Source organism: Haemophilus sp. oral taxon 851 str. F0397 (assembly GCF_000242295.1).
Lineage (GTDB): Bacteria > Pseudomonadota > Gammaproteobacteria > Enterobacterales > Pasteurellaceae > Haemophilus.
Genome location: NZ_JH591072.1, coordinates 122,048 through 134,239, shown reverse-complemented (window position 1 = coordinate 134,239; position 12,192 = coordinate 122,048). Strand labels below are relative to the sequence as shown.

General features: G+C 39.6%; 13 protein-coding genes. 3 read left to right on the top strand and 10 right to left on the bottom strand.

Features of this window, described 5'->3' with window-relative positions; translation table 11 throughout:
* Positions 1 to 98 precede the first annotated feature (98 nt).
* The 3 genes from HMPREF9096_RS05660 (at position 99) to glmS (ending at position 3,160) form a co-directional block, all read left to right on the top strand.
* A complete protein-coding gene (locus HMPREF9096_RS05660) occupies positions 99 to 371 on the top strand; it encodes an HU family DNA-binding protein (RefSeq protein ID WP_005634530.1) in 273 nt (90 codons plus the stop codon).
* Between the two features lie 127 nt (positions 372 to 498).
* A complete protein-coding gene (locus tag HMPREF9096_RS05665; RefSeq protein WP_009500198.1) occupies positions 499 to 1,272 on the top strand; it encodes a DeoR/GlpR family DNA-binding transcription regulator in 774 nt (257 codons plus the stop codon).
* A 55-nt stretch (positions 1,273 to 1,327) separates the two neighbouring features.
* Positions 1,328 to 3,160: a glutamine--fructose-6-phosphate transaminase (isomerizing) gene (gene glmS / locus HMPREF9096_RS05670; RefSeq protein WP_009500197.1), complete on the top strand. Its 1,833-nt coding sequence runs from the start codon at positions 1,328 to 1,330 to the stop codon at positions 3,158 to 3,160.
* Between the two features lie 119 nt (positions 3,161 to 3,279).
* On the opposite strand, the gene fis is transcribed toward glmS, so the two are convergent.
* The 10 genes from fis to menC form a co-directional block, all read right to left on the bottom strand.
* A complete protein-coding gene (fis, locus tag HMPREF9096_RS05675) occupies positions 3,280 to 3,579 on the bottom strand; it encodes a DNA-binding transcriptional regulator Fis (RefSeq protein ID WP_009500196.1) in 300 nt (99 codons plus the stop codon).
* On the bottom strand, positions 3,573 to 4,553 hold the full coding sequence (gene dusB, locus HMPREF9096_RS05680) for a tRNA dihydrouridine synthase DusB (protein WP_009500195.1): 981 nt from the start codon (positions 4,551 to 4,553) through the stop codon (positions 3,573 to 3,575). The genes fis and dusB overlap by 7 nt, the downstream gene beginning before the upstream one ends.
* A gap of 146 nt (positions 4,554 to 4,699) precedes the next feature.
* Entirely contained in the window at positions 4,700 to 5,587 is an 888-nt protein-coding gene (gene prmA / locus HMPREF9096_RS05685; RefSeq protein ID WP_009500194.1) for a 50S ribosomal protein L11 methyltransferase, read from the bottom strand.
* Between the two features lie 35 nt (positions 5,588 to 5,622).
* Positions 5,623 to 6,495: a DMT family transporter gene (locus HMPREF9096_RS05690; protein WP_009500193.1), complete on the bottom strand. Its 873-nt coding sequence runs from the start codon at positions 6,493 to 6,495 to the stop codon at positions 5,623 to 5,625.
* A 119-nt stretch (positions 6,496 to 6,614) separates the two neighbouring features.
* The gene (panF, locus tag HMPREF9096_RS05695; protein ID WP_009500192.1) at positions 6,615 to 8,069 is read right to left on the bottom strand and encodes a sodium/pantothenate symporter; all 1,455 of its coding nucleotides are present in this window, start codon (positions 8,067 to 8,069) and stop codon (positions 6,615 to 6,617) included.
* Positions 8,066 to 8,323 (bottom strand): YhdT family protein, encoded by a 258-nt coding sequence (locus HMPREF9096_RS05700; RefSeq protein WP_005634512.1) that lies wholly within the window; start codon positions 8,321 to 8,323, stop codon positions 8,066 to 8,068. The genes panF and HMPREF9096_RS05700 overlap by 4 nt, the downstream gene beginning before the upstream one ends.
* A 203-nt stretch (positions 8,324 to 8,526) precedes the next feature.
* On the bottom strand, positions 8,527 to 9,873 hold the full coding sequence (gene accC, locus HMPREF9096_RS05705; RefSeq protein ID WP_009500191.1) for an acetyl-CoA carboxylase biotin carboxylase subunit: 1,347 nt from the start codon (positions 9,871 to 9,873) through the stop codon (positions 8,527 to 8,529).
* 176 nt (positions 9,874 to 10,049) lie between these two features.
* A complete protein-coding gene (gene accB / locus HMPREF9096_RS05710; RefSeq protein WP_009500190.1) occupies positions 10,050 to 10,508 on the bottom strand; it encodes an acetyl-CoA carboxylase biotin carboxyl carrier protein in 459 nt (152 codons plus the stop codon).
* Between the two features lie 152 nt (positions 10,509 to 10,660).
* Positions 10,661 to 11,110: a type II 3-dehydroquinate dehydratase gene (aroQ, locus tag HMPREF9096_RS05715; RefSeq protein ID WP_032803331.1), complete on the bottom strand. Its 450-nt coding sequence runs from the start codon at positions 11,108 to 11,110 to the stop codon at positions 10,661 to 10,663.
* A 56-nt stretch (positions 11,111 to 11,166) separates the two neighbouring features.
* Positions 11,167 to 12,156: an o-succinylbenzoate synthase gene (menC, locus tag HMPREF9096_RS05720; protein ID WP_009500188.1), complete on the bottom strand. Its 990-nt coding sequence runs from the start codon at positions 12,154 to 12,156 to the stop codon at positions 11,167 to 11,169.
* Between the last annotated feature and the right edge of the window lie 36 nt (positions 12,157 to 12,192).

Genomic DNA, 12,192 nt, shown 5'->3' with positions numbered 1-12,192 from the left:
TTCATCGTAAGTTAGATTATCCTTTGCACAGCTTTTGTGGTTAATCCGCAGGCATATTTTGAAGAGTCAAATTTTTATTTAACAGAAGGTACAAATTTATGAACAAAACAGATTTAATTGATGCAATTGCAAGCGCTGCAGAATTAAACAAAAAACAAGCTAAAGCTGCATTAGAAGCTACTTTAGAAGCGATTACTGCAAGCCTCAAAAAAGGTGAACCTGTACAATTAATCGGTTTCGGTACATTCAAAGTAAATGCACGTGCTGCACGTACTGGTCGTAACCCACAAACTGGTGCTGAAATTAAAATCGCAGCATCTAAAGTGCCAGCGTTTGTATCTGGTAAAGCATTGAAAGATGCAATCAAATAATTGATATTTGAATGATTTTAAACCCTGCCAATGAGCAGGGTTTTTTGTTACCTAAAATTTACTTTACAAAACAATATTGTTTACATAAACTTTCGAAACGAAATTTATTGCATTTAAGGATAGCTTTATGAAAAAAAATAGCCAGCCTCGTAATACTAAACAACGTCGCCATACTATTATGCAACTTTTGCAAGAACAAGGTGAGGTGAGTGTAGAGCAGCTAGTACAGCTTTTTGATATATCTGAAGTGACTATTCGTAAAGACTTAAGTGCGCTAGAAACAAATGGTTTTTTATTGCGTAAATACGGTGGCGCAATTTTAATGCCAAAAGAAATTATTAATGAAAACGAAAACTATGAACTTACGAAACGAAAGCTTGTCATAGCGAAAGCTGCCGCAGAGCGTATTCGTGATCATAACCGTATTATTGTAGATAGCGGTAGTACTACGGCGACTTTGATTAAACAACTTAATTTAAAACAAGGCTTAGTAGTCATGACGAACTCGCTTTCGGTGGCAACAGAATTGAGAGCATTAGAAAATGAACCTACGTTGCTGATGACTGGTGGAACTTGGGATACTCGTTCAGAATCGTTTCAAGGAAAAGTAGCTGAACAGGTGCTACGTTCTTACGATTTTGACCAACTTTTTATTGGTGCCGATGGCATTGATCTAGCGCGAGGTTCTACGACTTTTAATGAACTTGTAGGATTAAGCCAGGTGATGGCGGAAGTTTCTCGTGAAGTTGTTGTCATGGTGGAATCTCAGAAAATTGGTCGAAAAATGCCAAATTTAGAATTAACTTGGCAACAAATTGATGTGCTTATTACTGATACAGGATTATCAGAACAAGACAAACAAGCCATTTTAGCTCATGGCGTAGAAGTAATTTGCATATAAAGTGCGGTTAAAAAAGTAGACGTATTTTTTATTTAATTAACAATAAGGAAAGCTTATGTGTGGTATTGTCGGCGCGGTAGCGCAACGTGATGTAGCGGAAATCTTAATTAATGGTTTACATCGTTTGGAATATCGTGGTTATGATTCTGCAGGCGTTGCAGTGGTAAATGAACATCATGAATTACAACGCGTGCGCTGCTTAGGTAAAGTTAAAGCATTAGATGAGGCCGTATCGGAGAAACCATTGATTGGCGGTACAGGGATTGCGCATACGCGTTGGGCTACTCATGGTGAACCTTCAGAAACCAATGCTCATCCACATGCGTCAGGCACTTTTGCCGTAGTACATAATGGTATTATTGAAAATCATGAGGAACTTCGAGAATTATTAAAATCTCGTGGTTATGTCTTTTTATCGCAAACAGATACCGAAGTAATCGCTCACCTCGTTGAGTGGGAAATGCGTAGCACGGATTCACTTTTAGAAGCTGTGAAAAAAGCAGTAAAACAACTCGCGGGCGCATATGGTATGGTGGTAATGGACAGTCGTCATCCTGAACATTTAGTTGCGGCTCGTTCTGGTAGTCCGCTAGTGATTGGCTTAGGTATTGGTGAAAATTTCTTAGCTTCAGATCAACTTGCGCTTTTAAGTGTTACCCGCCGTTTTATCTTTTTAGAAGAAGGGGATATTGCAGAAATCACTCGTCGTACAGTTGATATTTATGATACTTACGGCAATAAAGTTGAGCGTGAAATTCACGAATCTAATCTTGAAAATGACGCGGCAGAGAAAGGTAAATTCCGTCATTTTATGCAGAAAGAAATTTACGAACAGCCAACCGCACTTATCAATACAATGGAAGGACGTATCAATCATGAAAATGTGATTGTTGATTCAATTGGCAATAGTGCAAAAGGCATTTTAGAAAAAGTTGAGCATATTCAAATTGTTGCTTGTGGTACATCCTATAATGCAGGTATGGTGGCGCGTTATTGGTTTGAATCTTTGGCTGGAGTGAGCTGTGATGTTGAAATTGCATCAGAGTTTCGTTACCGAAAATTTGTTACCCGTCCAAATAGCTTATTGATTACACTTTCTCAATCTGGCGAAACAGCAGATACTTTAGCCGCACTTCGTTTAGCGAAAGAAAAGGGCTACATGGCGGCATTAACAATTTGTAATGTTGCTGGATCTTCGCTAGTACGCGAATCAGATCTTGCATTTATGACGCGTGCTGGTGTTGAAGTTGGGGTGGCATCAACAAAAGCATTTACGACGCAGCTCGCTGCGTTATTAATGTTGGTGACGGCACTTGGTAAAGTTAAAGGTCATATTTCTGCAGAAAAAGAGCAAGAGATTATCAAAGCAATGCAATCTTTACCTGCTGAAATTGAAAAAGCGTTAGCTTTTGATACAGACATTGAAGCATTAGCTGAAGATTTTGCTGAAAAACATCATGCTCTTTTCTTAGGTCGTGGAGCATTTTATCCAATTGCAGTAGAGGCCTCTTTGAAATTGAAAGAGATTTCTTATATTCACGCTGAAGCATATGCGGCGGGAGAATTAAAACATGGTCCATTAGCGTTGATTGATGCCGATATGCCAGTAATTGTTGTGGCGCCAAATAATGAATTATTAGAGAAAGTAAAATCGAACATTGAAGAGGTTCGTGCTCGTGGCGGCCAATTATATGTATTTGCCGATAAAGAAGCGGGCTTTACACCAAGTGAAGGAATGAAAATCATCACGCTGCCAAAAGTCAATGATATCGTTGCACCGATTTTTTATACCATCCCAATGCAGTTGCTTTCTTATCATGTGGCCTTAATTAAAGGTACTGACGTAGATCAACCTCGTAACTTAGCGAAGTCTGTTACCGTAGAATAAAGTGCGGTTGATTTTAAGATAAATTTAAGGCACAGGTTATAGCTTGTGCTTTATCTGATTGAATGAAAAGGGCGAACATTAAAATGTTCGCCCTTTTCTGATCTAAAAAAACGTATAACTTAGCCCATACCGTATTTTTTTAGTTTTTTACGTAATGTACCACGGTTGATACCAAGCATATTTGCTGCACGGGTTTGATTACCACGAGTATATTGCATAATCATATCTAACATCGGGTGTTCAACTTCCGCTAATACTAATTCGTAAAGGTCATTCACATCTTGACCATCTAATTGCGCTAAATAATTACGCAATGCTTGTTTTACTGAATCGCGTAATGGTTTGTTGGTCACTTGTGATTGCGCATTTAATACTGATACCGTTAAGGCTTCAGCAGGATTACGTTGTTGTTCTAACATTTTTCTTTATCCAAAATTAAATTGAAAAAATCTTCCAATACAATAAGTTGCTCTTTTGGATCACTAATTGCATTAAAAGTCTGTTTAAAAACGGAATCAGGTTGAATTCCCTGTAAATACCAAGCCACGTGTTTACGCGCAATGCGATAGCCTTTTTGTTCGCCATAGAATTGATGTAATTCTTGAATATGACGCAAAATTTGACCGCACTTTTCGTTTAAACTTGGCATTTGGCTTATCGAGTTATGCTCAATTAGGTTTTCCACAGCTTGAAATAGCCAAGGGTTACCTAGCGCAGCACGACCGATCATAATGGCATCCGCTCCAGTATAATCGAGAACGAATTTTGCTTTCCGAGCAGAATCAATATCACCATTGGCTATAACCGGTATGGCAATTGCTTGTTTAACAGCTTTGATGTTGTCATATTCCGCTTCGCCTTCAAAAAGACAAGCGCGTGTACGACCATGCACTGTTAATGCTTGTATGCCACATTGTTCTGCAATTTTGCCGATTTGAACGCAGTTTCGATTAGATTTATCCCAGCCTGTACGAATTTTTAAGGTCACCGGCACATTGACGGCGGACACTACTTCTCGCAAGATTTTTTCCACCAAATCTGGAAATTGCAACAACGCAGAACCTGCGAGTTTGCGATTTACTTTTTTGGCGGGGCACCCCATATTAATGTCAATGATTTGAGCACCATATTCCACGTTGATAGCTGCAGCTTGTGCCATTTCTAGCGGATCACTGCCTGCAATTTGGACGGCATTGAGACCTAAATCTTCGCTATGTGCCAAACGCAATTTAGATTTTTCGGTATGCCAAACTTGCGGATTTGTGGACATCATTTCTGAAAATGTGAGTCCAGCACCATAATATGCACAAAGACGACGGAAAGGCTGGTCGGTAATACCTGCCATTGGTGCAAGTAAAACACGATTTCTTAATTGGTATGAACCGATTCGCATTTTACGTTACCTTCCTAGCAAACCTAAATCTAATTAGTGTCGAACTGGTCGACGACCGACAAGGCTGGCTATAATACGCATTTTGCCTTACTTTGCAAAGTGAAATTTGTTTAAAAAATACACTTTTTTTGATTGACAAAAAGAAATTAAAGCGTTTTTAGCTTACCCGTAATTCGGCACCATTCTTCTCTGACCGCGACTGGCTCTAACGCAAATGTTTGCGTATAGGCATCGCATACCGATTGCGCTTGAATTTCTAAAATGCCCGATAAACCAAGATCGCCATTCGGTTTAACAAGTTGGCTAATGATTGGGTAAAGTTCTTTGAGAGGCCCAGCAAGAATATTTGCCACCACGACATCAGCTTTTAAATCAGCGGGTTTTTCATCAGATAAGAACAACTGTAAGCGATCTGCGACGCCATTTTGCTCGGCATTATTGTGACTGGCCAGAATGGCTTGTGGATCGATATCAATTCCCACTGCACTTTTCGCCCCAAGTTTTAATGCGGCAATGGCTAAAATGCCAGATCCACAACCAAAATCAATGACGGTTTTATCTTTCAAATCTAGACCATCTAGCCATTCTAAACATAGTGCAGTTGTAGGATGCGTGCCTGTTCCAAATGCTAAACCTGGGTCGAGCATAACATTGACGGCATTTTCATCAGGCACATTACGCCAACTTGGACAAATCCATAAACGCTTACCAAATTGCATTGGGTGGAAGTTATCCATCCATTCGCGCTCCCAGTCTTTATCTTCTATTTGTTCAATTTTGTATGCCGTATTGCTATCTAAGTGTTTCGCTTCTTTTAATAAGCGGACGATTTCTGCCATATCTGTTTCTGCATCAAATAACGCAATAACATCGGTGTTGCCCCATAAACGAGTTTCACCAGGCAAAGGCTCAAAAATCGGTGTATCTTGACTATCCATAAAAGTCACAGAAACGGAGCCGATTTCTTCTAAAAAATCACTTATTTGTTCTGCTTTTTCATTGGTGCTATTTAGGCGAATTTGAATCCAAGCCATTTGTTTTTTTCCTTTATTTCATAAAATGGGGCGTATTATACCGATTTTTTTAAAAGTTTCGGCAGTAAAGTCGAGCCAAGTGTAGCGAGCATGATGATTGTTATACCAAGTGCGGCTGAAAATGATAGCGTTTCGCCAAGTAATGATATGGCAAATAAGATGCCGAATAGCGGCTCAAGTGCAACTAAAATACCGGAGATATTGGCATCCACATTATTAAGGCCTTTATTCCATAACCAATAGGCAAGCCAGCTACAGCCAATGGCAAGATATAATAAACCTGCAATACCTGTGGAATTTAATGATATTTGCCAGTTTTCTGTGAGTAATACCGTAAATGGCAATGTTGTGATGGTGCCAAGTACAATGCTGACGGAGGTATAAGCTTGCGTTGAAACTTTGGCTACAACTCGCTGCGTCCAACGTAACACGGCAGCGAAAATGATCCCCGCACTTAGCACTAATAAACAGCCGAATAAACTGATGTTATCAATGCCTTCATTATTTTTTCCACCATTGATTAAAATCGCCACGCCAATAAATGCCATTGCGCCGAATAGCCAGTGAAACCATTTTGCTTTGTCTTTAAAGAAGAAATGCCCGACAAATACAACGAGCAGCGGTTCTAGCCCAATCATGGTGACTGCACTGGACGCAGATGTATATTTTAGTCCGATGAATTGCAATAAAAATATGGCGGTATAGTTAAAGAATGCCAACCACCAAAGCTGTTTACGCATTGGTTTATCAATTTTTTTCCAACGACGTAGAAAGAGTGGCATGACAATAATCATTGCAATAATTAACCGCACTTGCACAACAAGCACAGGATCCATCATCGAATAAGTGAGTTTACCGACGATTAATGAACTGCTCCAAATAAGTAGCGCGAGAATTTGATAGAGCATTGATGTATCCCTGTGAATTGTTCCAATTCTATGTTTTCGCGTAGAAATTTCTGAAAGTGAGAAAATTAAATATCACCTTCCTCTCATTTAGAAGAAGGTGACAGCATATTGATTAATTCTTAAAGTGCGGTAACTTTTAATTGAGTTTTTTCAATACGACGTTCGCCCAATTTATTACCCACTAAAAAGGCAATTAATCCAAATACTAATGACGGTACGATTTGATGGAAATTAAATAATTTTATGCTAAGTTGAGTGAGCAAGATATAACTTCCCAAGCCGATAATCATTGAGCTTAAGGCACCATAAGCATTTGCTTTATTCCAGTAAATACCCAGCACAATTACCCATAAAAATGCGGCTTCTAGCCCACCAAAGGCAAATAGGTTTAACCAAATAATCATATCTGGTGGATTGAGTGCGGCAAAGATTAAAAGTGCGGTCAAAATCAGCGTAATAATTGATGAAAAATAACTCACTTTTTTCTCATTTTTTGCGGCTTCTGGTTTCGTAGAAAGGTATAAATCTTTTACAAAAATAGAAGAAGATTGAATAAGTTGAGCATCAATTGTGGACATAATTGCTGACATTGGTGCAGCTAAGAAAATACCCGCAACAATAGGCGGTAATACTTTGAGCATTAAAGTTGGAATCACTTGATCCGAGACTGTTAAATTTGGAATAACTGCACGACCAAGTGCACCAGCTAAGTGCATCCCAAACATAATGATGGATAGTACAATTGTTCCAATCAGCATCCCTCTATGTAGGGCTTTGCTATCTTTAAATGCCATGCATCGAACAGCAGTATGTGGAAGACCGACGACACCGAAACAGACGAGTACCCAGAAGGAAGCCATAAATTGAAAATCTAACATTCCATTTGGCCCGTAAGGCGTGACTAATGCAGGATCGATTTCTGTTAATTTATTAACCGCACTTTCTACACCGCCGAGCGCATAAATGGTTCCTACAAGGAGAATAATAGTACCTAAAATCATGACAGTACCTTGAATGGTATCCGTGAGTACGACGGCGCGGAATCCCCCGATAAATGTATAGATACCTACCGTTAAAGCAAATAAGAGCAATGCTTGAGTATAAGAAATGCCAATGGTTGTTTCTAATAAACGTGCACCACCAATAAATTGCACAGTCATGGCTGCAAAAAATGCGAGAAGAAGGGCAAGGCTTGATAGCCAGACTAAATATTTGTTTTTATAACGATAAAGGAAAAGATCGTTAATCGTTAACGCATTGGTTTCTCTTGATAATAGTGCGAATTTTTTACCTAATGCGCCTAATGCAAGCCACACTGCTGGGACTTGAATCATCGCCAGTAATACCCAACCTAATCCGTATTTATAAGCTGCGCCAGGCCCTCCGACAAAAGAACTTGCACTGGCATAAGTTGACGCGGTTGTCATTGCGAGCACAAAACCAGTCATGGAGCGGTTACCTACATAATATTCCGTTAGGAAATCGCCTTTTGTACGTTTTACATAAGCGAAAATCGCAGCACCAAATATAAATGCAAGATAAATAATTAAAGGGAGAATAATACCTAAATTCATTTTTGATTCTCCTCATCCTTGATTTCAAGAGAGATATCTTGATAAATAATTTTGATAATCCAATGGCCAATTACAATAAACAGAATAGGCAAATAAATACAAGAGAGTTCAAACCAGAGAGGGAAACCAATCGGCCCTTGAGTTTCTTTAGGCAAATAAGCACATAAGCACCAACCTATCACATATAAAATAGATAGGCCTAATGCCCAACTAGCTTCCTTGGCAGCTTGTTGATAACGTTGTTTTAATGTCATGTTTCTTCCTTAAATTTTTATAAGTGAAAGTATATTTTTGAATGGTATAAAGGGCGTATATTTCATACGCCCCTTGTGTTTGCTAATCTTACAACTTTTTTGAATAATTCAAAATGTTTTGCTGATTCTAGTGATTATTACCATTAAATAAAGTTTAGGAACATGTGAAAATGGCTAACACCTGTTAGCCATTTAAAATTTAATTATTCATGCATACCTAATTTTTTCTCCAAATAGTGGATGTTTGTTCCACCTTTTTGGAAATTTTTATCTTCAAGAATTAATTCATGAAGTGGGATGTTGGTCTTGATACCATCAATAATTGTTTCAGATAATGCATTTTGCATACGGCGGATTGCAACTTCACGCGTATCGCCATAAGTGATAAGTTTTGCGATCATAGAGTCGTAATGTGGAGGCACCGTATATCCGCCATAAACATGAGAGTCCCAACGAACGCCCAATCCGCCAGGCGAATGTAAGTGATTTACTTTGCCCGGAGATGGTAAGAATGTTTTTGGATCCTCTGCATTAATACGGCATTCCATTGCATGGCCTTTAACTTTGATGTCCTCTTGCTTAAAGGAAATTGGCAAGCCTGCCGCAATACGCAATTGCTCTTTCACTAAATCTACACCTGTAATCATTTCAGTTACTGGGTGTTCCACTTGGATACGTGTATTCATTTCAATGAAATAGAATTCGCCATTTTCATATAAGAATTCAAACGTACCTGCTCCGCGATAGCCGATTTCTACGCAGGCTTTTGCACAGCGTGAGCCGATATCGCGGCGAACTTCTTCTGTGATACCTGGAGCTGGCGCTTCTTCCACAACTTTTTGGTGACGACGCTGCATTGAGCAGTCACGTTCAGCCAAATAAACTGCATTGCCATGCGTGTCTGCTAATACTTGAATTTCCACGTGACGTGGATTTTCTAAGTATTTTTCCATATAGACCATATCATTGTTGAATGCGGCTTTCGCTTCTGCTTTGGTCATTGCGATAGATTCTTCTAATGCGCCTTCGCTACGAACTACACGCATTCCTCGGCCGCCACCACCGCCTGATGCTTTGATGATGATTGGATAGCCAATACGTTTGGCGATTTCTTTATTTTTAGCAATATCATTACCTACAGGGCCATCAGAACCGGGTACACAAGGCACGCCTGCTTTTTTCATCGCTTTAATAGCTGAAACTTTATCGCCCATTAAACGGATGACATCCGCAGTTGGGCCGATGAAAGTGAAACCTGAGCGTTCAACTTGTTCAGCAAAATCAGCATTTTCAGATAAGAAACCGTATCCAGGGTGAATTGCATCCGCACCTGTGACTTCGGCAGCAGCAATGATAGCTGGAATATTTAAATAACTTTTTGCGGAAGGTGCTGGGCCGATACAAACGGTTTCATCCGCGAGTAAAACGTGTTTTAAATCACGATCAGCGGTAGAGTGAACCGCCACAGTCTTAATACCTAATTCTTTACAAGCACGTAAAATGCGTAGTGCAATTTCACCGCGGTTAGCAATCACAACTTTTTCTAACATAAAAGAGTCCGTTTAGTCAGATAGACGTGAATTTTTATGTAGGTTCTTGAAATATTGTTCTCCCTATAAAATTTGGTGTGAACAGATTTCAATTTATATTGCCTACGATAAATTCGCTCTAATTGTTTGTATATGAAATAGGCGGACTAAAGTCCGCCCGACGAAAATATTGGAAATTATTCAATAACGATTAATGGTTCGTCGAATTCAACAGCGTCCCCGTCGTTGATAAGAATTGCTTTTACTACGCCAGCTTTGTCCGCTTCAATGCGGTTCATCATTTTCATTGCTTCAACGATACAAAGGGCGTCGCCAACTTTCACAGATTGACCCAGTTCAACGAATGCTTTTGCTTCTGGGCTTGGACTACGATAGAACGTTCCCACCATTGGTGAACGTACCAGATGGCCTGATAATTCATCGGATGCTGCTGGCGCAGCTGCTGGAGCTTGAGCTGGCGCAGCAGTTGGAGTTGGTGCTACTACTGGTGCCGCAGCGTATTGAACAGCTGCAGGAGCAACTGCTGGCGCTGCACGGCTAATACGTACTGTACCTTCTTCTTCTTGCACTTCTAATTCAGTAATGCCAGATTCTTCTACTAATTCGATTAATTTTTTGATTTTACGAATGTCCATACGTTCTTCCTAAAAAGATTGAAATTTTAACCGCACTTTTAAATGAAAAAGTGCGGTTATGAATAAACTTATTTTTGTGTTGTAAAGATTACCTTAAATTTTGCAAATTTGCGATAAAATTCTGTGAATTTCGCCCAAAATGCTTGATTTTCTTATTTTTTAGCAAGGTAATCGATAGCAAATAAAAAGGCAAACTCGTAACCTTTTGCTCCTAAACCGCAAATAACGCCTTCAGCCACATCGCTAAAGTAAGAGTGATGACGAAATGGTTCACGTTTATGCACGTTGGATAAATGAATTTCCACAAAAGGAATTGAAACGGCTAAAAGTGCATCGCGCAATGCCACACTGGTATGGGTGTAGGCCGCAGGATTGATTAAAATAAAATCGACTTGCTGAAAACTTTCGTGGATCTTATTAATTAATTTTTCTTCACTATTAGCTTGAAAACATTCCACTTGTACATTGTGCTGAGTGGCTAATGTTTGTATTTTCTCTTCAATTGATGCAAGAGAAATACTGCCATAATGTTTTGGCTCGCGAGCCCCTAACATATTTAAGTTTGGGCCATTTAACAGCAAAATTCTGTGTGTTTGCGACATTTTTAATCCTTTTTGTGTGGCGCATTATACTGGTTTTTCGATTTTTGGTGGTCGAATCAGATAATTTTAGTGATAAATTCAGATTCTAAATCTACAATAGGTAAATCAGAACTAGGCCAAGCGCGTAGCACTTGATATTCCATCAAATCTAAAGTGTCTAAGCCTGGAGTTACATTCGGGGTGTATTGTTGTGCGATTCGTGCAAGCTGAGAGAGCCCTAAACTGCTTTCGATACTTGAACTAATAACTGCTTTTAGACCTAACGAATGTGCTTGGTTAATGAGTTCAGCACAACGTTGAATTGAACCAATTAAAGTGGGTTTGATTACGACAGCCGATAAGTTCGGTTCTTTTTCCAGGCAAAAATTAGGCTCTCGAACGGATTCATCCCATGCAATCGCAATGTCGGTTTGCGCTGCAAATTCACGGCTGAGTGCTTGTGTTTTACAAGGCTCTTCTAAAAATTGAATACGTTTTCTATGTTGAGGTTTGACTTTAGCGGCAAATTGTAACGCTTTTTCTAACGACCAATGGCGGTTTGCATCAAGTCGTAATTGTAAATCAGGAATGGCTTCTAAAAACATATCGGCAATTAATCCATCGCGATTGGCTTCGTATATGCCCACTTTCATCTTTGCCACTTTTTCGCCTTCTATGCTCGCAAGTTTGGCGTATAGTTCATCTGGATCGCCATAACAAAGTGGTGCTGTATGGTAATTGCCTTCAGCTTGTAAATAACCTTTCATTTCATCCATTGCGCAACTGATACCAAAAGCAACGGAGGGATAGGTGCCATCTAATGGGACGCGAGGCGCATCACAGCTTGCATTGCACCATGTCGTTAGCCATTCAATTGCTTGTTCTTGAGCTTGATCTAAGGTTTCTTCGCTAAAACCAGGTAGCGGGGCGATTTCTCCCCAACCGTCTCGGCTGCAACTCACTCTTACGATTAAGCCTTCACGGCGTTTTAAAAAACGATCACGCAGAATAAGTTGGCTATCAACGGGGATGGAATAACGGTAAAGATTAAATGATTTTTCAGCCATGCTTGCTCCCAATACAAAAGTGCGGTCAAAATTCAC